The following is a 21854-nucleotide window of genomic DNA, read 5'->3' on the forward strand; positions in this document are numbered from 1 at the left end:
GCTCGCGCACCTGCGAAGTCAGGTGGCCAATCGGACGCAGGCTCCAGTGTGCCGCCAGCCACAGCAGCGGAATCACCAGCAGCAGATTGGCCGCCAGCACATAGCTAAACCACGACCACACCACGTCTGAGTGCTGCAGCTCCTGCGGGATCGAGTCCACCACCACAATGGTCAGCGCCGGCAAATTGGTGGTGGCGTCGTAGCGGTTCACCGCCACCGAGTGGGTGAAGGTGTCGTTGCTGTCACTGTCCAGCGCGTGCAGTCGCTGCTGTGCCTGCGGATTGTTACCCATCGCCGCCATACTGGTACGATTGCTGGTATCGATCTCGTAAAAGTCTGGCTTCATCAGCCAGTCGCGGCGAATGTTTTTGCGGATTTCCGGCACGTCGCGCTGCTGCCACAGCAGCTTACCGCGCTCGTCATAGATGAATACCAGCGTCGGGAAATTGAGCGTCATGCGTTCCGGCTGGGCGATGGTGAGCTTGTTGTCTTTCCACTGCGCGAGGGTGAAAAACAAATTGCTCTCGCCGCGCATCACGCGATAGGTATTTTTATCAAAGCTGACGACATAGCCAATGACCGCCACCATGCCATACGACAGCGACAAAAACAGCACGATCGCCGCCGTCGCCAGCAGGAAACGCGCGCGCAAGGAGAAAGGGCGCTGACGGCGGAGCAGCTTCATAAATCAGAGATCAAAGCGGTATCCCTGGCCACGCACGGTGTTGATCACTTCGGTCGGGTGCAGCGCGAGAATTTTTTTACGCAGCCGGCCCATCAGTACATCAATGGTGTGGCTTTCGCGCAGTTCCGCATCGGGATACAGCTGCAGCATCAGCGAGTCTTTGCTGACCACTTTACCGGCATTGCGGATCAGTGTTTCAACAATGGTGTACTCAAACGCGGTCAGCTTGACCGGCGCGTCGTTCACCGTAAGCTCGCGGCGCGACAGGTCAACCTGGAACGGCGGCATGGAGATAATTTGCGAGGCGTGTCCGCTGTTGCGACGCATCAGCGCCTGTAAGCGGGCGGCGACCTCTTCAATGTGGAACGGCTTGGTCACGTAGTCATCGGCACCCGCTTCCAGCGCTTCAACTTTCGCCTGCCAGCCTTCGCGCGCGGTCAGCACCAGAATCGGCTGACGAATGGCATCGCCACGCCAGCGGCGAATCAGCGACATGCCGTCTTCGTCGGGCAGGCCGAGATCGACCAGCGCGATATCGGGAATGTGTTCCTGCAGGAAATAGTCGGCTTCTTTGGCGTCTTCGGCGGCATCCACCTGATGACCCATGTCACGTAACTGGACTGCGAGGTGATGGCGCAGCAGGGCATTATCTTCCACAACCAGAACACGCATAGAATTTCCTTACCTTCAACTCAGTGATGATGGCGAAAAGTATACGCTACGCCAGCTAAACCGCAGATTAACACTCCGCTGTGATGCACTGGCAGGGGAACCTCAGCCACCACGTGACGTGCGTGACTGAGGTAACACCAACTTGCCATAGCCTGAGTTTTCAGAGCAAGGAATTACTTCAGGTCGTCAACCATCTGAATCGCGCGGCCGAGGTAGTTGGCTGGCGTCATCTGCTTCAGGCGCACTTTCTCTGCTTCCGGCAGCTCCAGGCTGTCGATAAACGCCTGCATACCGGCTGCGTCCACGCGCTTGCCGCGCGTCAGCTCTTTCAGCTTCTCGTACGGCTTTTCAATGCCGTAGCGGCGCATCACGGTCTGGATCGGCTCTGCCAGGACTTCCCAGTTGTGATCCAGCTCGTCCAGCAGGCGATCGCGGTTCACTTCCAGCTTGGAGATACCTTTCAGCGTGGCCTGATAGGCGATCAATGCATAGCCGACGCCGACGCCGAGGTTACGCAGCACGGTAGAATCGGTCAGATCGCGCTGCCAGCGTGATACCGGCAGTTTGCTGGCCAGGTGCTGCATCACCGCATTGGCCAGCCCCAGATTCCCTTCGGAGTTTTCGAAGTCGATAGGGTTAACCTTGTGCGGCATGGTTGAAGAGCCAATTTCGCCAGCAATGGTTTTCTGTTTGAAATGGTTCAGGGCGATGTAACCCCAGATGTCGCGGTCAAAATCAATCAGGATGGTATTGAAGCGCGCGATGCAGTCAAACAGCTCGGCGATGTAGTCATGCGGCTCGATCTGCGTGGTGTACGGGTTCCAGCTAATGCCCAGCGAGGTCACAAACTGCTCGCTCAGCTGATGCCAGTCCACTTCCGGATACGCGGCGATGTGCGCATTGTAGTTGCCCACCGCGCCGTTGATTTTACCCAGCACTTCCACCTTGCTCAGCTGACGCAGCTGGCGTTCCATGCGGTAGGCCACGTTGGCCATCTCTTTGCCCATGGTGGACGGCGTTGCCGGCTGACCGTGGGTGCGCGACAGCAGCGGAATGTCGCGATACTCCTGCGCCAGGCCCTTCACGGCGGTAATGATCTGGTTCCAGAACGGCACGATCACGTCGCGGCGTGCGGTTTCCAGCATCAGCGCGTGTGACAGGTTATTGATATCTTCGGAGGTGCAGGCGAAATGGATAAACTCAGACACCGCGTGCAGCGCCGGCACGTTGGCCACTTTCTCTTTCAGAAAGTACTCGACGGCTTTCACGTCATGGTTGGTGGTGCGCTCAATGGTTTTGATGCGCGCCGCATCTTCTTCGCTGAAACCGGCGACAATTGCGTCAAGGAAAGCGTTTGCGTCGGCATCAAATGCAGGAACTTCCTTGATCTCTGCGGTCGCGGCCAGTTTCTGTAACCAGCGAACTTCAACCTCAACGCGGAATTTCAACAAACCGTACTCGCTGAAAATCGCACGCAGCGGGCTGACTTTATCGCCGTAACGACCATCGACAGGTGAGACGGCGGTCAGAGAGGATAATTCCATCAGTGCAACTCCTGAATCGTTAACAATATAGGGCAGGGCGGCGCTTAATACGCCGGACCCAGCCGGGATAAAAGGGTTTTCGCTTCGCGCAGCAGACGCTGGCGCGCAAACATCAGCTGCAGACGACCGCCGCCGACCTGCTGCCACAGCACCGCCGCGCGGATACCGGCCAGCAGCGCAGCGCGAACTTTGCTCTGCACCTGCGAATTCTGCAGCACCTGCGGTGAGCCGGTCACCTGAATGCGCGGGCCGAGCGGGCTGATCACATCGACGTAAATGCCGGCCATGGCGCTGGTGATGGTGTCTGATTCCAGTTCGTAATGCGCCAGCTGACGATCAAGCTGGCCGATGCGCTGCGCCAGGGTGTTTAGCGCGGTTTTGTTACCGTGCAGTTTACGCTCCAGCACCATCAGGCTCAGGGTGTAACGCGTCAGGTCGGCGCTGGCACCCTGCCGGCTGCCGCTGTTCAGCACCGCCATCAGTGCTTCCAGCCCGGGTCGCAGGTTGGCTTCATCGTTGCCAAACACCGCCAGCGTTGAGCCTGGATTTAAATCCAGCAGGCTGCGCAGCGACACCTGCAGCGCCGCGTTGTTGCAGTGCCCCTGGTGTGCCAGCTGCTGCACCAGATGGGCTGCCTGGCAAACGCCGGCCAGCGCCAGCGTTATCTCATAATAGTTTTTAGCCACGCTTCACTCCTGTAGACGCGTCGGCAGTGCCGACTCAGGCCTCTGTCAGCGGCAGGCGCTGTTCAATAATACCGCCACCAAGGCACACGTCACCGAGGTAAAATACCGCGGACTGGCCCGGGGTGACGGCCGCGACCGGCTCATCGAAACGCACTTCAATGCGATCGTCGCCGTGCGGAATGATCTCGCAGGGAATGTCGTTCTGACGATAGCGGGTTTTCACCGTGCAGCGTAGCGCAGCGGTCACTGGCTGGCGATCGACCCAGTGCAGCTGCTGTGCTATCAGGCCCACCGACATCAGGCGCGGATGATCGCCGCCCTGTGCCACAATCAGCGTATTGCGCGCGACATCTTTGTCGACCACATACCACGGATCGTCATTGCTCTCTTTGCGTCCGCCGATGCCCAGCCCTTTACGCTGACCCAGGGTGTGATACATCAGCCCCTGGTGTTCACCGACCACTTCACCGTCAACGGTTTCGATGACGCCCGGCTGTGCCGGCAGGTAACGACCGAGGAAGTCGCGGAATTTACGCTCGCCGATAAAGCAAATACCGGTGGAGTCTTTTTTCTTCGCCGTAATCAGATCGAGCTGTTCGGCGATGCGGCGCACCTCAGGCTTCTCCAGTTCGCCGACCGGGAACAGGCTCTGTGCAATCTGCTGGTGGCTGAGCGTGTAGAGGAAATAGCTCTGATCTTTGTTGCCGTCGAGACCGCGCAGCAGCTGGCTGGTGCCGTCGACATCGGCACGGCGCACATAGTGGCCGGTGGCAATGTAGTCTGCGCCGAGATCGTCTGCAGCAAATTCGAGAAACGCTTTGAACTTGATCTCTTTGTTACACAGAATATCCGGGTTCGGCGTGCGTCCGGCCTTGTACTCTTCCAGAAAGTGCTCGAACACGTTGTCCCAGTACTCAGCGGCGAAATTGATTTTGTGCAGTTTGATGCCGAGCTTGTCACACACGGCCTGTGCGTCAGCCAGATCGTCAGCGGCGGTGCAATACTCCTCGCCATCGTCTTCCTCCCAGTTCTTCATGAACAGGCCTTCAACCTGATAGCCCTGCTGCTGCAGTAACCAGGCGGAAACGGAAGAATCGACGCCGCCGGACATCCCGACGATCACTTTTTTCTGGCTGTTGTCAGACATGACGCACTCTTGATTACGATAAAAACAGGCGGCGCATTCTATCACGCGGAAGCGTTGTGCGCACCCTCATGAAACGGCCACTGATACGGCGCTATCAGCTGCAGCGGATAGCGGGCCCCCTGCTGCCACAGCCGCACGCTTTCGGCCACCAGCGGCGAACGCAGCGTCTCTGCGCTGAGAATCTGCGCGGGCGACAGCCACCAGCAGCAGTCAATATCGCTGTCGTGTGGCGTGGTGGTAACGGTGGCAGGCAGATCGAGGCCAAACAGAAAACGCACAAAAGGTGTATGGTCCGGGGCGATCCACTGCTGCACGCCGAGAAAATAGTCGGGCTGCGCGCTGATGCCGGTCTCTTCGTACAGCTCACGTTGCGCGGCTTCCAGCAGCGTTTCATCGGCCTCAAGATGACCGGCCGGCTGATTCCAGGTAACGCGGCCGTCGACGCGCTCTTCTACCACCAGTAATTTGCCCTGCGCGTGCACCATACAGGCGACGGTTACATGAGGTTTAAACATCGTTCCTCCCAAATAGTTAACCTGACGTTATCGAAATGTATAAATTACGTCCGGTCGCTGATGTCGCGCCATTCGCCCGGTGCCAAATCCTGCAGCTGGTAATCACCCATGGCAAAACGGATCAGGCGTAATGTCGGAAAGCCAATGTGCGCCGTCATCCTTCGGACCTGGCGATTGCGCCCTTCATACAGCGTGATTTTCAGCCAGCAGGTAGGGATGGCTTTGCGCTCGCGAATCGGCGGGGTGCGCGGCCACAGCCACGCGGGTTCAGGCACCACTTCTGCGCCCGCCGGCAACGTTGGGCCATCGTTGAGGGTGATGCCACTGCGCAGGCGGGATAAATCTGATTCCTGCGGTACGCCTTCCACCTGAACGTAATAGATTTTGCCGGTGCGCTTGCCCGGCTGCGTCAGCTGCGCCTGCAGTACGCCATCATTGGTCAGAATCATCAACCCTTCGCTGTCGCGATCGAGACGGCCTGCGGCATACACCTCGCTCACCGGCACAAAATCTTTCAGCGTGCGGCGGCCAGCCTCATCGCTGAACTGCGGCAGAACATCGAAAGGTTTGTTAAAGAGTATGACGCGACGCGGACCTTTTGGCCGCGTGTCACGCCGCGCGGGCTGGCGCGCCGGGGCAGCAGGGCGCTTATGCTGGTGAATTCGTTGAGAAGTTTTTCGCATGGGCTTTGCAGTTGGTAACAATCGGCGCATTATAGCGCGAAACTGCGGTGATTGGCGTGGCGGAAATATTCAAGTAGTATTGACGCGCATCTTACAAATCATTAACAAAAAATCGCTCGAAGGAGAGGTTAATGGAAAGCAAAGTAGTTGTTCCGGCGGAAGGTCAAAAAATCACCCTGGATCAGGGCAAACTGAATGTCCCGAATAACCCGATCATCCCCTACATTGAAGGTGACGGTATTGGGGTTGACGTTTCCCCGGTGATGCTGAAAGTGGTTGATGCCGCTGTGAAGAAAGCCTACAACGGCGAGCGAAAAATTTCCTGGATGGAAATTTACACCGGCGAAAAATCCGTCGAACTCTATGGCCAGGATGTCTGGCTGCCGCAGGAAACCCTCGATTTAATCAAAGAGTACCGCGTAGCCATTAAAGGCCCACTGACTACCCCGGTAGGTGGCGGTATTCGTTCCCTGAACGTGGCACTGCGCCAGGAACTGGATCTGTACGTGTGTCTGCGTCCGGTACGTTACTACAAAGGCACGCCAAGCCCGGTTAAACGTCCTGAAGATACCGACATGGTGATCTTCCGCGAAAACTCCGAAGATATCTATGCCGGTATCGAGTGGAAAGCCGGTACGCCGGAAGCGGACAAAGTGATCAAATTCCTGCGTGAAGAGATGGGCGTGAAGAAAATTCGCTTCCCGCAGCAGTGTGGTATTGGCGTGAAGCCATGTTCAGAAGAGGGCACGAAACGTCTGGTGCGTGCCGCGGTTGAATACACCATCACCAATGACCGTGATTCCCTGACGCTGGTGCACAAAGGCAACATCATGAAGTTCACCGAAGGCTCTTTCAAAGACTGGGGCTACCAGCTGGTGAAAGAAGAGTTCGGCGGCGAGCTAATCGATGGCGGTCCGTGGATGAAGTTCAAAAACCCGAACACCGGTAAAGAGATCATCGTTAAAGATGTGATCGCCGACGCCTTCCTGCAGCAGATCCTGCTGCGTCCAGCCGAGTATGACGTTATCGCCTGTATGAACCTGAACGGTGACTACATTTCTGATGCCCTGGCGGCACAGGTAGGCGGCATTGGTATCGCACCGGGTGCCAACATCGGTGACGAGTGCGCACTGTTCGAAGCTACCCACGGTACGGCACCGAAGTATGCGGGCCAGGATAAAGTGAACCCAGGTTCCGTGATCCTGTCTGCAGAAATGATGCTGCGTCACCTGGAGTGGTTCGAAGCGGCTGACCTGATCGTTAAAGGCATGGAAGGCGCAATCGCTGCCAAAACCGTGACCTACGACTTTGAGCGTCTGATGGACGGTGCTAAACTGCTGAAATGTTCAGAGTTTGGTGACGCGATCATCGCGAATATGTAATTTGCCCTGAGCAAATGCAACATGAAAGGGAGCCGCAGGGCTCCCTTTTTTTATGCTGGCAGCGGGAAGGACTTCTGTCACCGCCGGTTTGCCATGCATGACGACCGTGCGATGCGTGGCTTTATTCCGCCGGAGGCTGTAACTGAGCGATCTGGCTATCGCGCGCCTGCGACAAACGCCAGAAATCATTGCCGGCAGGATGCTGGTAAATCCGCAGCGAAAACTGACCGACAATGGCGTAGATGAATTCAAATATCGCCGACTGGGAATTTTCGTAATCAACCCACAGTACCGAGGAGGTAAAGCAATAAACCTCTACCGGCAATCCCTCCGGTGAGGGTTTCATCGCGCGCACCACGATATACATATCTTTTTTAATATCGTCGCGCTGTGCCAGCCAGGCGGTGAGATAGTGACGGAACACCGTGAGGTTGGTAATGCCGTTTTCGGCAAACCAGCGGTCACCGACCACGCTGCTATCGCGGCCATCCATCAGGATTGAAAGCTGCTCACTGACGCCGCGAATCTGGCTCATCTGCTGCACCATTTGCTGATCGAGAAAGCGAATCGAGGTCTGGTCGAGATGAAAGCTGCGCATGATACGCCGCGCGCCGGAAGAGAACATCGCCTGCCAGTTGGTGTAGGTTTCGGTCAGGAAATTTTTGGTCGGAATTCGCGACAGCGTATTGTCCCAGTTGCGGATGGTAATGGTATGCAAAGCGATATCAATCACTTCACCGCTGATGCCGTTATCCGGCATTTCAATCCAGTCGCCGAGCTGCAGCACATCGTTCGATGACACCTGAATATTGGCCACCAGCGACAGCAGGGTGTGCTGAAACACTAACATCAATACCGCCGCGACCGCACCCAGACTGGAGATGATAATCACCGGCGATTTGTTCGACATGATAGCCAGAATCATGATGGCGGAAATGATGTGCACCAGGATCTTACCGATCTGGATATAGCCTTTTATCGAGTGGTTCTTACGCTTCGACTTACGCGAATAGGAGTTATTAACGATCTCCAGCACTTCGTTAAAGAACAGCGACAGATATACAAAAAACAGAATGCCGCAGATGGTTTTCACCGCGATCAGCAGATGCTCGGGCAGGTCCGGCATAAACTGCAGCAGATAATAGACGGTGATCACCGGAATAAAATTCGACAGCTTTTCTGAGAGCCGGACGTCTTTATCCAGCGGCACCTGGTTTTTATGCGTGCTAAAGAACACGCGGCGCACCACTTTTACCACGAAGAACTTGCAGATCAGATGGGTGACCATGCCGGCAACCAGTAACAGCAGCAGGCTGAAGGTGGCGGAGAGCACCGTGTTGCCTTCAATAAACGTTTGTATGTCGCGTAAGTAATTCATTTTAACCACATGCCGGCCGGTTGAGGCGGGAATTCAAACATAAAGCGGCCACGGACGATAAGCGACGCGTGCGCAATAGTGTTGCTATGAGAGCAGCGCTTTGCGCGCCGCCTCGGCAAGAAAATGGCTGCGGCTGCTGTAGCGCGCGTTATTACTGACCATCTTATCGATCTTCTCAATCAGCAGATGCGGCATAGTGATATTGATGCGCTCGGATTTACCCAGATAGCGGGTGACATCAATATCAACGTAGATCCACACGCCGGGCTGGCTAAATTCCTGCTGCCAGTGCTGCGCCGGCTCCGGAATCAATAAGCCTTTCTCCGCCATCAATTCAAAGTGGGCATGCAGCGCAGATTGCGCATCCTGTAGCGTTTGCTCGGGCGTATCACCGGCAAAATAACAGCCGGTGACATCCGGAAAATAACCACTGGCCGAGCCGTCAGCGTCAATCTCTACCAAAGCGGGAAACAGCATCATGTCACCTCTGAGCAAGCGGAATAAAACCAGCATGGATCAATCCAGCCTGGCGTCTTTCAGAATCTGCATCAGCGTGCCTGTCTTCATATCCTTCTGCGGATGCGGCACGGTGATCAGATGAGCAAAATCCGGGTGCGAGAACTGATGATGACTGCCGCGTATGCGCTCCAGCTTCCAGCCATTCTTTTGCAGCAGTTTAATCAGCGTCGCGCTCTTCATCGGACTTCCTGTAGGTGAAATTATACACACAATACACACTGATGCAAGGCGGTCTCTGCCATCACATCGGCGGGTCATGGCCAAACTAACCGGGACGGCCATGACAGGCACCCGTTGATGCTGCGTTCTGCGGACTGTTTTCCACGGCTTTTTCCCGCTGCGATAGCGGTTTGCGTAAAACTTTGAAACAGTTAACATCCCGGCACCGGCGCGCGTGCCATTTGCTGGCTGAACCGCTATCTTCTGCCTTCATCAATCCGGAGGTGCTATGCAAGGTGTGATCAAGTTTGTAAAAGGCTGGCTGATTTTTTCCCTGCTGTGGGGCATTTTTATGTGGTTTGTATCCTGGCAGGCACAGGGCAAAACGCCGGGCATGATGATTGTCATGAGCCTGTATGCCGGTTTGATTTATCAGGCATTAATGACCATGGTGGCGCGTTACAAAGCGCGGCGCGCACAGGCCTGATTATTCACAACTGCCGACATAGCTTTGCGTCGCGCTGACGCTAATTTGCATGACATCCGGCAAGCTGAGCGCTCACTAATCAGCGTGTAAGGCGGGCAGGATGGGAAGAACGTTACTGACGGGATGGTTTTTATTACTGCTATCACTGGCGGCCAGTGCACAATTACCGGTAGGGCCTGTGGTGATAGCGGGACAGCATGGGCGCCACCTTGCCGGGCACAGCAGTACGGCAGATGTCGCTGAAACGCCGGATGAACATATTCAGGAACGACGGGACGGCGTGCCGCAGCGGCATTGAGTATCGGGGCCGCACGGGCCCCGATCGCCGGGGATTATTTACGGCCCAGCAGGAAACCGACAATCACGCCGATGCTGGCGGCAACGGCCAGCCCGGTCGCCGGGTTGTCGCGTACCGATCTCACCACGCAGTCTGCTGCATCCTGCACCGCATAACTGGCCTGCGCCGGATAGCGTCGCGCGGCACCGCGTGCCTGATGGCGGCGTGAACCGGTGAACTCGCCAAATTTTTCCTGTACGGCACCCGCCGCTTCATTCAATTTTGCTTCCGCTTTATCGGTCATATTGACTCCCTGAGAGTGGTGAATGTCTCTTTCAGCGTAGACAGAGAAGTGCAGACCAGCAACCTGGTGGCTTTTCAGGATGTAACAGTGGTTTGCAGGAATCGGCATTGCTGTCCATACCTGGTAAGGACCACGTTAAGCTGCACGAACCTCACGCAGCGCTCACTGAACGGAGGAGAAATGAAACGCGATATCCTGAATGAAGACGATTACGATGAAGTTTGCCGGGTGATTGGCGATGCGGTAATTGTCCTTTCCGAGTGCGGTCATGAAACCAGACGGGAGGAGATTGCCCGTTTGCTGCAGCGTACGCGCCACGATCGCGCCCACGACGAACGCGATGAACAGCGTATGCTGGAACACGCGATTCGTCTGGTACGGCCGTAAGCGCAGGGCGTCACGCGGACGCCCTCACTACTGGCCGCGATACGCCGGGTACCAGCTCACCAGGAAGTGGCGCAGATGATCAAAACACCATTCGGCATCGTCCGCCTGCTGGCAGTAATAGCGAATGGTGACCTTCTCATAGCGGCGATGGCGCTGCTGCAGCGGCGACCAGCTCCAGTCCAGCACCGCGCGCGCATAGTTGACCAGCGCGTCGCGCGGCATGCTGTGCTGCTGCTCCTGGCGGCGCAGATACATCTCAAAGAACTGATCGAGGCTCTGTGTCTCTTCGCTGCTACAGTCCAGCGTGGGGCGGAACGCCACATCGAGAAAGCCGCACACGCCGTCTGCGCGCTGCTGCCAGTCACAGGCCAGCGTCATAAACAGGCCATCCTGCAGATTGACCTCTTCCAGCAGACGACGCAAATTTTCAGAATGTTTACCGGCGGCGATCTCATCAATGCGATCGGTTTCCAGCGTCAGGTCAAAACCGCACGGGTTGACCGAGCCATCCGCGTCTCGGGTGGCCGGAAAGGGGAAATCGATATAACCGTTATTGTCCAGACTCTTTTCCATAATGCAGGTCCGCAGCATGACAAACGCTGACAATAAACCATCTGCGCGCGTCACGCACGGCTTATGGACACGTCCAGGTAATCATGGTGTTACGCGCCGGGTTGATCAGGCGGAACTGCTTGTCGCTGAGCCGCTGTGCATAAAAGCCTTCCGGCGTCACGGCAGAAGGGACATAGCGGAAACGGTCAGTGGAGTGCAGTGCGCCGCTGCTCAGCGTTACGCCATCGCGCGCCACCGAAAACGAATTCACCAAATCAAAAATGCGCCCTTCGGTGTGGCCCAGCGACTGACCATAGAGCGTTGCGACCTCGCCGGGGCAATCAACGCCTTTCGGCGTGGAGCTGCAGCCAGCCAGCAGGATAAGTGTGAGTAGAAAACTGAGTCTTAACATGGTCCTGTTCCTGGTGCATTCCCTGATTTATGCTGGCCTGACGATACGCGCCACTGATTCGATCATAGCATGTCTGACGCCACTGCCCATTTGCCATTTGTTTAATCGTTAAGCGGTAAGCATGTAAAGGGGTGACTTTGCTAGCAGATAAACGTTATTCTTGCCAGCGTTGCGCACCAGGTAAGCAAAACAAGGGTAAATCCATGAGAGAAGAAGAAGCCAGTTTAATGATTCTTCAGCACGCGATTGATAAGTTAGACGCCGACAAAAAACAGCAGGTGATGAACTGCGTGACGGCGATCCATGAAGTTATGCAGCGTTTCGATCCAGACGATGCCGGACTGGCGCTGATGCTGGTGGCCGCGCAGGTCGCGGCAGAGTAGCTCCATCCCATCCCGGTCTTAACCATTTATTTCACCCACCAGCCAGCGGTGAATCACCCGCACCATATATTGCTGCTGCTCTGCCGTTAACGGCTGATGCGCAGCAATGCCATGCCATTTTGCCAGACAGCCGCGGCAGCAGGTTGCCGTGGCGTGCTGGGCGATAAACACCGGATGGCCGCGCATTGGCGTCTGTTTGCCATCATTCTTTGGTTCGGCTGCGGCCAGTCTTTGCTGGATAAAATCGGCCGCGTGTTGGTCGATCACCGCCGGGCCTTTCTCAATACAGTACTGTCGCTCTTTCGCGCCTAAATGGAAGCGGCGGCGAAACGGCGATTGCGCCAGCCGCGCGAATAATGCCTGTTCATCTCGCATAACATCCTCCTGACGCGATCTTAGCGCATTTTACTTAACTCGTTACAAAGATATCCCGAACGCATAAAACCTCACAAAATCAGTGATGTGGAGGTGTTCTCCCTGCCCGCAGTGGCTGACCCGCGGTCGCAGGTTACCGCACCGGCGGCGGTTGTATGTTACCCTCTGGCCAATTAAATTCCTGTAAAATCATGATCTAACCTCAGTGGAGAACCCCATGAAGGCGATAACCCTTGCCGCGCTCCTGATGGCCTGCCAGATTGCCCCCGCGTGGAGCGAAAGCGAATTCCAGATCACCTGCCCGGGCCGCCCCACCATGACGGTATCGCGTGCCGCTTACGGGCTCAGCACGCTGATGTGGCCAACCCGGCATTTCCAGATTGCCGCCGGGCAGCAGCGCACGCATCTGCAGGACGGCGATAAGGTCGCCATTACCCGTTTCCGCAATGGCGATCAGCTGATCGTGAATAAAAACAGCGGCGAAACCTTTTTCGTCTACGCCGACAGCGATAAGCTGTTGCCCTGCAACCGCACGGAAAAACGCGATGCTGATATTCTGTCGCTGGAGCGCTACGACGACCGCCAGCACCCCTCTTCATAATGCCGCCACAAGGAGCCGACCATGCAATTAAGCGTTACGGATAGCGTCACGCATCAGGATCTGGATGAAATGCGCCTCGGCCTGAACGCCTTCAACAGCCGCTTTATTGACATCAATGAGATGAAAGCCATCGGTGTGTTCATTAAAGACGGCGCCGGGAAAAAGCTGGCGGGACTGACGGGCTCAACCTATGGCAACTGGTTACGCATTGATATGCTGTGGGTCAGCGATGGGTTACGCGGGCAGGGCGCCGGCAGCCGGCTGATTCAGGCAGCCGAGCAGGAAGCCCGCGCACGCGGCTGCCGTTACGCCCAGGTGGATACCGCCAGCTTTCAGGCGCGGCCGTTTTATGAAAAGCTTGGCTATACGCTACGTTTTAGCCTTGATCACTATCCGCGCGAACATCAGCGTCACTATCTGAGCAAGACGCTGTAATCACAGCAGTGGCTGCTGGCGCAGGTCCAGCGGCGACTGTTCCGCTTCATCAATCGCGGCCAGCCAGCTCTGTAAATCGACCTTCGCCCAGGAGAGATGTCCGCGCGTGGTGCTCATCAGCACCACATCCGGACGCAGCGAGCGGTACAGCTCCAGCGACTGCTGCAGCTCCGCAGGATTACTGTCCGGCACCAGCACGCTGATCCAGCGATGGTAATCCCGCGTCAGGGTGTCGCCGACAAACAGGTAGGTCTGGCCGAGCGGTGAGTGATACAGGTAGCTGCAGCTGCCCGGCGTGTGGCCCGGCGTGGGCAGCAGGTGAAAGTCGCCAAAGTGCACGTCCTGATGCGTGAAGGTTTCGTCCGGCTCAATCACCAGGCTCACCGGGCCGAGCGAGCGGCTGTGGCAATACAGCGCACTATTGAAACGCTGCTGAATGGCCCGCGCGCCCGGCGCGGCTTCGTGCCAGTGGGTAAAATAGTGGCGAATCACGCCGCCCGCGTCCGCGAGCACTTCATGATCCAGCAGCTGCTCAACGCGGCCAATCAACAGGTTGCCGCGCGGATGGCGCAGCATAAACCCGTGCATCATTAAATCATTAGCCGTCTCTTCGGCGGGAAACTCCGGCGTGGAGATCCACAAGTCTTCGTACAGCGGCTTCAATAGCGGTCTCCTGCGGCAACACGTCAGCGCAACGTCGGATGGCCGGTAAAGGCTAACCGCGCGGCGCCCTGGTCAATCTCAAGCGTGGCGCTGGCGCCAAGCGGCAGCGTCACGGTATCGGCATCATGGCCAAACGGCAGATCGCTGATTACCGCAATCTGGTACTCATCACGCAACCGCTGCCACACCGTGGCGAAATCAAAGCCGTTGTCGTAATCGGACAGGGCGGTGCTGGTGAAGCTGCCGGTGACAATGGCTCGCTGGCGCGCCAGAATACCGCTCTGCTGCAGCTGAATCAGCATACGCTCAATGCGGAACGGATGCTCATTCACATCCTCGATCACCAGAATGCCGTCTTCAATCTGCGGCAGCCACGGCGTGCCAATCAGGGAGCAGATCATCGCCAGATTGCCACCCCACAGCGTGCCCTGCCAGCGGCCGCGATCCGGACTGGCACTGTGCCACGCCAGATTGACTGTAGGAGATGTTAGCGCCTGCCAAAAGTGGCTGACGGTAAATTCAGATAAAGCCTCCGCGCCAAAATTGCCGGCCAGCATCGGTCCGCTGAAGGTGATCAGCCCGGTTTGCGCCAGCAGCGCCAGCTGAATAGCGGTGAAATCACTGTGGCCGCACAGCGCGACAGGCTGATTAAGCAGGCGACGCTGCAGCGCCACATAGTCGAGGTGATCGAGCAGGCGTGAGGCACCATAGCCGCCGCGCACCGCCAGTACGATATCCGGCAGCGACGCCAGCGACGCCAGCGCATTCACGTCCTGCAGGCGCTGCGCGTCATCACCGGCAAAACGCTGCCAGCGGCGCGTAATGGCTTCCGTATTTTGCAGTTGATGGCCCTCCGCCTGCAGGCGCTGTACCGCGCGCCATGCGGCGTCCTGATTGTGGCAATAACCGGAAGGGGCGATGAGGCGTATTGAACGAGGGGCGAGCATAACTTCCATCCTGCTGTCTGTTGGCCTGCCGATGATGACGAAATGCGTTACCGAAGTCACGGTAGCACAAGGTTTTTTACGTATTTAGGATAAACGGTAATTTTACCTTTTACCGTCATGGTTATGATAGCTTGCGCCAATCTTATAGCGGAACCGAAAATCAGTGAAAATTCGACTACTTATGCTGTCTGCTTTGCTGCTGGCTGGCTGTGCCAGCGAGCCGGAAAAACCGGTGACGCCGGAGAGAAATACGCCATTAACCCAGGCGCCGCCGTCGAAAGTGAATGATGCATGGTCACTGTTTACCGAAGATGCCGCCAGTCATTATGGCGTTGATGAGAAGCTGATCAGCGCCATTATTAGTGTCGAATCCGGGGGCAACCCAACCGTGGTGAGCCGTTCTAACGCGGTCGGGCTGATGCAAATCAAAGCCGCCACCGCCGGGCGCGAGGTGTATCGCGCACAGGGACGCCACGGCCAGCCGAGTAACTCCGAGCTGCGCGACCCGGCGAAAAATATTGATATCGGCGCGGCCTATATCCGGATTCTGCAGGATTCCGCGCTGGCGGGCATTCGCGATCCGCTGACGCTGCGCTATGCCACTATTGTTTCCTATGCCAACGGCGCCGGCGCGCTGCTGCGCACCTTCTCGCGCGACCGCGATCGCGCCATTGCAATGATCAACGCCATGACGCCGGATGAGTTCTACCAGCACGTGCAGAATAAGCATCCGGCCGCCCAGGCGCCGCGCTACCTGTGGAAAGTCACCACCGCCTATCGCACCATCGGCTAATGCCGCTGGCGGGACTCAGTGCTGTGCGCGCTCTGCCGCAGCCTCATTTGAGGCATCGCTGAGGTTAATGCGCGGCAGCACGCCGCCGGTGAACTCCACGCGGCGCATCGGGAAGGCGAAACGAATCTGTTTCTGCTCCAGCTGCGCCATCAGTTGCAGGTTAATCTCCTGCTGAATGTCCATGTATTTGTTGTAATCGGCGCTCAGCACGAAATAGACCACCTCAAACGTCAGCTGCGATTCGTCAAACGACAGGAAATGGGCGCGATCAAAACGCGTGTCCGGCACGCCTTCAATGATGCGTTGCACCATGCCGCCAATCTGCCGCACTTTCTCCGCCGGCGTGCCGTAATTAATCCCGAACTTAAACACGATGCGTCGCTGCTGCATGCGTTTGTAGTTGTGGATGGTTTGCTGCAGCAGAATGGTGTTGGAGCAGACAATCTGTTCGCCGCCGAGACTGCGCAGCCGGGTGGTTTTCAGGCCAATGTGCTCAATGGAGCCAGCGATGTCGCCGAACACAATAAAGTCGCCGTGCTCAAAGGGCTTATCGAAGCCAATCGCCAGCGAAGCGAACACATCGCTCAGCACCGTCTGAATCGCCAGCGCGATGGCGATACCGCCGACGCCGAGGCTGGCCACCAGCGCGGTGATATTGATCCCCATATTGGAGAGGATTGCCAGCAGCATCATCACCCACACCACGACGCGCAGCAGAATGCCGAGGATCACCGTGGTGACCGGATTACGCACGTGCAGCGGATCGCGCAGCAACGAGTGCAGCCACAGGCGAATGCCGCCGTCAATCCACAGCGTGAGCTGCAGAATCAGCGCCAGGAACCAGCCGTGGGCGATGGCGACGCTCCAGCTGTCCGGCAGGTCGACAAATTTCAGGGTGATAAGCAGCGAGAAGATCAGCAGCAGCAGCTGACTGGTGCTGCGCAGAATCTCCACCAGAATGCCGGTGAAACGCACGTGGCGCTGTTCGCTGTAGTGGGCGATACGGTTAGATACAAAGCGAATGACGGTGCGCAGCAGCCAGTAAACAATCAGCGTGCCGAACACAATGATGGCGCTATTAATCCAGAAGTTTTGATTGAGAAAGATAAGTTGCAAATGGTGGGCAGAAAGCCAGTTTTCCATTGGGGAGCATCTCCTTGCTGGGAGCCGGTGAAAAGAATGTGCAAGGAGAAAGCATAGACTACGCTGGCGTCGCGCGGGACGCCGGCGGTTTACTGGAAGCGATTGGCCTTGTCGCGCGCCAGCCGCTCCAGCGCAAAAATCACCTGCTGCAGCTGACGCTCCTGCACCGGTTCGATGGCGGTAAAACGGAAGCTGAGCCGCGGCGTGATGCGGGTTTCGTTCTTGCTGGTCACGGTGCTGCGCTCGCCGATGTGCAGCAGCTGTGCGGTCACTTCGAACTGGCCATATTCGCCCAGCTCAACGCGCAGCTTTTTGAAGGTATCGCCACGGTTAAGACCTTCCGGCAGCGCCTCATCCAGCAACACGCCGACGCCGCCAAGCGACAGATCCTGCAGGCGAAAGCGCGCGGTGCTGCCGTCCGGCCACTGGCTATGGCAGTAAAATACCGGTTCGAGCGGCGCGTTGACGCGAAAGAATTCCCGGCGCTGAATCTGCCACACCAGGTCGGGCAGCGCGGCGGCAAAGGCGGGCAGGCCGTCATAATCGATGCGGGTTAATCCCTGCAGCCCAAACTCCACTTTGGCACCGTGGGTTTCGGCCGCAATATTCACTTCGCCACCCTGCAATGCCAAATCATTGTCCAGCGCGTTGCTGCCGAGATCAAAAATCACCCGATCTTCATCCGCGGCCAGCAGCCGGCTGATGAACTGACCACGGGAGAAATTGACCATCAGCAGGGTTTGATAACGCAACAAATCCTTCATCACGTTCAACACCGCTAGCGTACCGCGCTTGAGATATTGTTCTTTATCGGCGTCTTTCACGTCCTGCTCCACCTGTCCGATTGCTATTTTACGAGTGCCACTGCTCTTCGTCGGTTATCGACCGGGGCGGTAAAAGCTTTAGCCGGCGTGAACGAATTCATCATGATGTTGATGTAGCAGAGAAAAAATTCCCGGCTATACTTAGCGCGATGAACACCTTGATTCATAACGTAAGGAGCAGCAAATGGGTATTCTTTCATGGATTATTTTTGGTCTGATTGCCGGGATTATCGCTAAATGGATCATGCCAGGTAAAGATGGCGGCGGATTTATTTTGACCGTGGTACTCGGGATTGTCGGTGCGGTGGTGGGCGGCTGGATCAGTACCCTGTTCGGCTTTGGCCGGGTTGACGGCTTCAACTTTGGCAGCTTCGTGGTCGCGGTGATCGGTGCCATTGTGGTGCTGTGGATCTACCGTAAAGTCCGCAGCTGACGCCAAATCACGATTCAACAAGATCCGCAGTCCCGTCCGGGGCTGCGGATTTTTTTATGTCGTCAGAAATCGTAGCCGATTGTGGCGGTCAGCGTCCGCTCCGCGCCGCGATAGCAGTAACCGGTGCCGTAGCAGGCTGCCAGATACTTTTTATCCGTCAGATTGCGGGCATTCAGCTGCAGCCAGGCACCTTTCAGATCCGGCTGCCACGCACCCAGGTCGGCGCGCAGTGAGGCGTCAAACAGGGTCACCGACGGCAAACGGGTGGTGTTTTCGTTATCGGCCCACTGGCGGCCAATATAGCGCACCCCGGCACCCGCGCTCAGGCCGTAATCAAACTGATAATGCCCCCACAGCGACGCCATGCTATTTGGCGTGACGTACGGCGTATGGCCATCGTTGCCGTCCACGGAATCCTTAAAGCGCAGATGGTTGAGCGTATAACCGGCGATGGTGCTGAACCGTTCGGTCAGCTGGCTGCGCGCCTCCAGTTCAATGCCCTGCGCATGCACTTTGCCAGACGGGGTATAGGTGCCGTCCTGCACGTTACGGTTGGCCACATCGTTCTGCGTCAGATCGTACAGGGCCACGCTGTAGAGATCGCGCGTGCCGTTCGGCTGGTATTTCACCCCGGCTTCATACTGCTCTGAGGTGGTCGGTTTCAGCTGATTCCCGTCGGGATCGGTCAGCGAAGCCGGGGTAATTGCCTGGCTCCAGCTGACGTACGGCGACACGCCATTATCAAAGGCGTACAGCAGCGCGGCGCGGCCGCTGACGTGATCGTCCTGACGACGACTATTGCCATTCTCTGACACGATGCGGTCATAGCGACCAGACAAATCCAGATGCCAGCGCTGCCACGCCATCTCATCCTGCAGATAGAGGCCGCTCTGATAGTAGCGGCGCGTCTGTGCTGTCCAGAGGTAATCCGGCTGGCTGCCGATGGCCTCGCCGCTCCAGGCATTCAGCGGTGAGGCCGCGCCGCTGGCGTCGCTCAGATCATTTTTGTAGCGGTGATACTCCGCGCCGAGCGTGACGCGATGCTGCAGCGCACCGCTGGCAAACTCCGCCTGCAGCTGGTTATCAGTCGCCCACGCGCTGAGCGAAGAGCGCTCACCGGAGTAGTAGCGGTTGAGCAGGTCCGGATTGTCGCTGTTCCAGCCAATCTGGTAAACCTGGTCGAGCGCCACGCTGGAATGGCTGTAGCTGCCGGTGCTGTGCACCGACCATACCTCATCGAAACGGTGCGAGAAGTCGTAGCCGTAAATCTGCTCATGACGTTTGAACTGATCCAGCGCGCTGTCGCCCTCATAGAAGCCGTCGCTCAGCCAGCGGCCATTGTGGCTGTACAGCGTGCCTTCCGCCGGCACCGAGCCGTGATAGCCGCCTGAGGGATCTTTTTCCAGATAAGCACGCAGCAGCAGGCTGGTGTCTTCATCCGGCTGCCACAGCAGCTGGGGTGACAGCGCGTATTTCTCTTCGCGCGTGTGGTCGTACTGGGTATCGCTGTTGCGCGTGATGCCGGTCAGGCGGTACGCCCATTGATCGTTAATCGCATCGGTGTAATCAAAGGCGGCGCTGTTGCTGGCATTGCTGCCGGTGGCGAAGCGTAAATGGCCCTGTGAAGCAAACTGCGGCCGCTTCGTGACCATGTTCACCAGCCCGCCCGGCACCGTCTGACCATAAAGGGCAGAAGAGGGGCCTTTAATTACGTCGATGCGGTCAAGGAACCAGTTATCCACCTGCAGGATGTTGAAGCTGCCGCCGTCGCTCATCACGCGCAGACCGTCAAGGAAGGTGTTGTCGACGTCACCGCCGTGGAAACCGCGCAGCGAAATGGTGTCGTAACGCGTGGCCGCGCCACCAAAGTTGGTGAAAACCCCCGGGGTATAGCCCAGCGCCTGGTTCAGATCCTGCGCGCCCTGATCGTCAATCTGCTGACGCGTCACCACGGAAATGGACTGCGGCGTGGTGACGAGTGGACGATCGCTTTTCGTGGCGCCGCTGCGGGTGGCGAGATAGCCCGCCGTAGGCGAGGTGGCGCTCTCCTGCGGCTGTGCGGTGACCACCAGAGAGGGTTCGGCTACGCCGAGTGCCGGAAACGCCAGCGCCAGCGCGCACAGCAGCCGGCCACGGTTGAGGGGGAACAGCGCGGTCATAATGATTCCTTTGGCTGAGAACAAAAGCCGCACCACACCAGCGCGGCGGTTAATGATGAGAAAAAGAGTCATTTTAAGATTGAGAATTATTATCTTTTAGTAAGGGGTGTTTCAAGATGTAAAAGATAAGTAATGGAAAAGTGTGATGCGCAGGGGGATGCCGCAGCGCCGGGCGTGGCCATCGCCTGGCTGTGGCATCGGGCCTGAGAAGCAGGTGCGCATGGCGGCGCACCTGACGTCAGGGTTATTTCGCCGCGTTTAGCGTCGGCATTGAGGGGATGTCGCGTGTGCTGTTACAGGTTTTATCTTTCGGACAATACTTATCCAGCAGCTTCAGCGTTACGCCGTTGGTCCAGCCAAAACCGTCCTGCAGCGGATACTCGCCGCCGCCACCACCGCCCAGCTGGGCGCCGTCGACCACATACTTCTCGACCAGCTTGTGCTCGCGATCGTAAGTTTGCTGCACATTTTGCAGGAAGCGCTGACCGATCTGCCGCGCCAGCTGGTTCTGCTTATAGTGCTCCAGACCTTCGACCGCTACCCACTGCAGCGGCGCCCAGCCGTTAGGCGCATCCCACTGCTGGCCGTTGTTTACCGTGGTGGTGACCAGCCCGCCCGGTTTCAGCAGCTGTTTTTCCACGGCGGCGGCGGTGCGTTCCGCCTGTTTGTCGCCCGCCAGCTGCATATACAGCGGGAACAGTGTGGCGGCGGTGAGCTGATTGTGCACCTGCTTTTTCTGGAAATCGTAGTCGGCATACCAGCCCTGTTTGTCATCCCACAGGTAACGATTGATCGCCGCCTGGCGCTTCTCTGCATCCGCCGCAAACTGCTGCGCTTTGTCATTCTGCTTTGCCAGCTTCGCGGCTTTCGCCAGCGTCTGCTCCAGGTGGAATAGCAGGCTGTTGAGGTCAACCGGGGCCAGCTGGGTGGTGCGAATCGAGGCCAGATTGTGCGCATCGGTGAACCAGCGTGAGCTGAAGTCCCAGCCCGAGGCGGCGCCCGCGCGCAGATCGCGATACACCTGCTGTTTATTGCGCTCAGGCGCTTTTTTCGCGGTGTTGACATCGTCCAGCCAGGATTCGGTGCGCGGCACGTCACGGTCATCCCAGTAGCGATTGAGCAGGGTGCCGTCGCTGAGCTTCACCACGCGCTTGCTCGCCTGGCCGGCAGCCACCTTGTCGCTGCCCGCCATCCAGTAGTCATACTCTTTTTGCAGCTGTGGCAGATACTGGCGGTAGACGTCGTCTCCCTTATGGCTGGCCAGCAAATCCACCATCAGGCTGAAGAACGGCGGCTGCGAGCGGCTGAG

General features: G+C 57.4%; 27 protein-coding genes and 1 pseudogene. 8 read left to right on the top strand and 20 right to left on the bottom strand.

What is annotated here, in order from left to right:
• The 7 genes and pseudogenes from ERD80_RS16560 to rluE all read right to left on the bottom strand — a co-directional run.
• Positions 1-685, bottom strand: a pseudogene (locus ERD80_RS16560) (two-component system sensor histidine kinase PhoQ); the annotation flags it as partial.
• Positions 686-688: 3 nt separating this feature from the next.
• Positions 689-1357, bottom strand: a complete 669-nt coding sequence (gene phoP, locus ERD80_RS16565; RefSeq protein WP_010617222.1) for a two-component system response regulator PhoP — start codon at positions 1355-1357, stop codon at positions 689-691.
• A gap of 173 nt (positions 1358-1530) precedes the next feature.
• Positions 1531-2901 (bottom strand): adenylosuccinate lyase, encoded by a 1371-nt coding sequence (gene purB, locus ERD80_RS16570; RefSeq protein ID WP_021506377.1) that lies wholly within the window; start codon positions 2899-2901, stop codon positions 1531-1533.
• A gap of 44 nt (positions 2902-2945) precedes the next feature.
• Complete coding sequence (hflD, locus tag ERD80_RS16575; RefSeq protein WP_021506376.1) at positions 2946-3587, bottom strand: high frequency lysogenization protein HflD; 642 nt, start codon at positions 3585-3587, stop codon at positions 2946-2948.
• Positions 3588-3621: 34 nt separating this feature from the next.
• Positions 3622-4734: a tRNA 2-thiouridine(34) synthase MnmA gene (gene mnmA / locus ERD80_RS16580; RefSeq protein ID WP_125309336.1), complete on the bottom strand. Its 1113-nt coding sequence runs from the start codon at positions 4732-4734 to the stop codon at positions 3622-3624.
• 41 nt (positions 4735-4775) lie between these two features.
• A complete protein-coding gene (locus ERD80_RS16585; protein WP_031279253.1) occupies positions 4776-5249 on the bottom strand; it encodes an NUDIX hydrolase in 474 nt (157 codons plus the stop codon).
• Between the two features lie 44 nt (positions 5250-5293).
• A complete protein-coding gene (rluE, locus tag ERD80_RS16590) occupies positions 5294-5962 on the bottom strand; it encodes a 23S rRNA pseudouridine(2457) synthase RluE (protein WP_136547698.1) in 669 nt (222 codons plus the stop codon).
• A 101-nt stretch (positions 5963-6063) separates the two neighbouring features.
• Between rluE and icd the strand changes: the two genes are divergently transcribed.
• Positions 6064-7314 (top strand): NADP-dependent isocitrate dehydrogenase, encoded by a 1251-nt coding sequence (icd, locus tag ERD80_RS16595; protein WP_010617214.1) that lies wholly within the window; start codon positions 6064-6066, stop codon positions 7312-7314.
• 121 nt (positions 7315-7435) lie between these two features.
• Here icd and ERD80_RS16600 read toward each other — a convergent pair whose 3' ends face one another.
• The 3 genes from ERD80_RS16600 to ERD80_RS16610 form a co-directional block, all read right to left on the bottom strand.
• Positions 7436-8692: a mechanosensitive ion channel domain-containing protein gene (locus tag ERD80_RS16600; protein ID WP_058757608.1), complete on the bottom strand. Its 1257-nt coding sequence runs from the start codon at positions 8690-8692 to the stop codon at positions 7436-7438.
• Positions 8693-8776: 84 nt separating this feature from the next.
• Positions 8777-9169 carry a type II toxin-antitoxin system HicB family antitoxin gene (locus ERD80_RS16605; RefSeq protein ID WP_136547706.1) on the bottom strand — a complete coding sequence of 131 codons (393 nt, stop codon included), beginning with the start codon at positions 9167-9169 and terminating at the stop codon, positions 8777-8779.
• A 39-nt stretch (positions 9170-9208) separates the two neighbouring features.
• Positions 9209-9391, bottom strand: coding sequence for a type II toxin-antitoxin system HicA family toxin (locus tag ERD80_RS16610; protein ID WP_058757609.1), 183 nt, complete (start codon positions 9389-9391; stop codon positions 9209-9211).
• A 268-nt stretch (positions 9392-9659) separates the two neighbouring features.
• Here ERD80_RS16610 and ERD80_RS16615 point away from each other — a divergent pair, with 268 nt between their 5' ends.
• On the top strand, positions 9660-9857 hold the full coding sequence (locus ERD80_RS16615; protein ID WP_021506369.1) for a DUF6404 family protein: 198 nt from the start codon (positions 9660-9662) through the stop codon (positions 9855-9857).
• Positions 9858-10189: 332 nt separating this feature from the next.
• On the opposite strand, the gene ERD80_RS16620 is transcribed toward ERD80_RS16615, so the two are convergent.
• The gene (locus ERD80_RS16620) at positions 10190-10438 is read right to left on the bottom strand and encodes a DUF883 family protein (protein ID WP_021506368.1); all 249 of its coding nucleotides are present in this window, start codon (positions 10436-10438) and stop codon (positions 10190-10192) included.
• Between the two features lie 180 nt (positions 10439-10618).
• On the opposite strand from ERD80_RS16620, the gene ERD80_RS16625 reads away from it, so the two are divergent.
• A complete protein-coding gene (locus ERD80_RS16625; protein ID WP_021506367.1) occupies positions 10619-10825 on the top strand; it encodes a DUF2767 family protein in 207 nt (68 codons plus the stop codon).
• Between the two features lie 27 nt (positions 10826-10852).
• Here ERD80_RS16625 and ERD80_RS16630 read toward each other — a convergent pair whose 3' ends face one another.
• Together ERD80_RS16630 and ERD80_RS16635 are read right to left on the bottom strand one after the other, a co-directional pair.
• Positions 10853-11398 carry a hypothetical protein gene (locus tag ERD80_RS16630; protein WP_136547700.1) on the bottom strand — a complete coding sequence of 182 codons (546 nt, stop codon included), beginning with the start codon at positions 11396-11398 and terminating at the stop codon, positions 10853-10855.
• Between the two features lie 61 nt (positions 11399-11459).
• The gene (locus ERD80_RS16635; RefSeq protein ID WP_021506365.1) at positions 11460-11789 is read right to left on the bottom strand and encodes a hypothetical protein; all 330 of its coding nucleotides are present in this window, start codon (positions 11787-11789) and stop codon (positions 11460-11462) included.
• A gap of 203 nt (positions 11790-11992) precedes the next feature.
• Between ERD80_RS16635 and ERD80_RS16640 the strand changes: the two genes are divergently transcribed.
• The gene (locus tag ERD80_RS16640; protein ID WP_031279245.1) at positions 11993-12172 is read left to right on the top strand and encodes a hypothetical protein; all 180 of its coding nucleotides are present in this window, start codon (positions 11993-11995) and stop codon (positions 12170-12172) included.
• A gap of 18 nt (positions 12173-12190) precedes the next feature.
• Here the strand turns inward: ERD80_RS16640 and ERD80_RS16645 are convergent, their stop codons facing one another.
• Positions 12191-12547, bottom strand: coding sequence for a DUF4186 domain-containing protein (locus tag ERD80_RS16645; protein WP_010617204.1), 357 nt, complete (start codon positions 12545-12547; stop codon positions 12191-12193).
• 217 nt (positions 12548-12764) lie between these two features.
• On the opposite strand from ERD80_RS16645, the gene ERD80_RS16650 reads away from it, so the two are divergent.
• Together ERD80_RS16650 and ERD80_RS16655 are read left to right on the top strand one after the other, a co-directional pair.
• Positions 12765-13148, top strand: coding sequence for a hypothetical protein (locus ERD80_RS16650; protein ID WP_058780734.1), 384 nt, complete (start codon positions 12765-12767; stop codon positions 13146-13148).
• A 21-nt stretch (positions 13149-13169) separates the two neighbouring features.
• Complete coding sequence (locus ERD80_RS16655) at positions 13170-13583, top strand: GNAT family N-acetyltransferase (RefSeq protein WP_136547701.1); 414 nt, start codon at positions 13170-13172, stop codon at positions 13581-13583.
• Here ERD80_RS16655 and ERD80_RS16660 read toward each other — a convergent pair whose 3' ends face one another.
• Together ERD80_RS16660 and ldcA are read right to left on the bottom strand one after the other, a co-directional pair.
• Positions 13584-14246 (bottom strand): MBL fold metallo-hydrolase, encoded by a 663-nt coding sequence (locus ERD80_RS16660; RefSeq protein ID WP_021506360.1) that lies wholly within the window; start codon positions 14244-14246, stop codon positions 13584-13586.
• Positions 14247-14269: 23 nt separating this feature from the next.
• Positions 14270-15193 (bottom strand): muramoyltetrapeptide carboxypeptidase, encoded by a 924-nt coding sequence (gene ldcA, locus ERD80_RS16665; RefSeq protein ID WP_136547703.1) that lies wholly within the window; start codon positions 15191-15193, stop codon positions 14270-14272.
• 163 nt (positions 15194-15356) lie between these two features.
• Here ldcA and emtA point away from each other — a divergent pair, with 163 nt between their 5' ends.
• Positions 15357-15986, top strand: coding sequence for a membrane-bound lytic murein transglycosylase EmtA (emtA, locus tag ERD80_RS16670; protein WP_072208615.1), 630 nt, complete (start codon positions 15357-15359; stop codon positions 15984-15986).
• Positions 15987-16001: 15 nt separating this feature from the next.
• Here the strand turns inward: emtA and ERD80_RS16675 are convergent, their stop codons facing one another.
• Both ERD80_RS16675 and ERD80_RS16680 read right to left on the bottom strand, forming a co-directional pair.
• The gene (locus ERD80_RS16675; protein WP_058757615.1) at positions 16002-17129 is read right to left on the bottom strand and encodes a mechanosensitive ion channel family protein; all 1128 of its coding nucleotides are present in this window, start codon (positions 17127-17129) and stop codon (positions 16002-16004) included.
• Positions 17130-17218: 89 nt separating this feature from the next.
• Entirely contained in the window at positions 17219-17953 is a 735-nt protein-coding gene (locus ERD80_RS16680) for a flagellar brake protein (RefSeq protein WP_058757616.1), read from the bottom strand.
• A gap of 184 nt (positions 17954-18137) precedes the next feature.
• Between ERD80_RS16680 and ERD80_RS16685 the strand changes: the two genes are divergently transcribed.
• The gene (locus ERD80_RS16685; RefSeq protein ID WP_021506355.1) at positions 18138-18386 is read left to right on the top strand and encodes a GlsB/YeaQ/YmgE family stress response membrane protein; all 249 of its coding nucleotides are present in this window, start codon (positions 18138-18140) and stop codon (positions 18384-18386) included.
• A gap of 62 nt (positions 18387-18448) precedes the next feature.
• Here the strand turns inward: ERD80_RS16685 and ERD80_RS16690 are convergent, their stop codons facing one another.
• A complete protein-coding gene (locus tag ERD80_RS16690) occupies positions 18449-20545 on the bottom strand; it encodes a TonB-dependent siderophore receptor (protein ID WP_136547705.1) in 2097 nt (698 codons plus the stop codon).
• Positions 20546-20789: 244 nt separating this feature from the next.
• A partial coding sequence (locus ERD80_RS16695; RefSeq protein ID WP_282183378.1) for a trehalase family glycosidase occupies positions 20790-21854 on the bottom strand: 1065 nt, incomplete at its 5' end.

The sequence above is a fragment of the Pantoea sp. R102 genome, assembly GCF_004916815.1.
In the GTDB taxonomy this organism is placed as follows: domain Bacteria; phylum Pseudomonadota; class Gammaproteobacteria; order Enterobacterales; family Enterobacteriaceae; genus Pantoea; species Pantoea dispersa.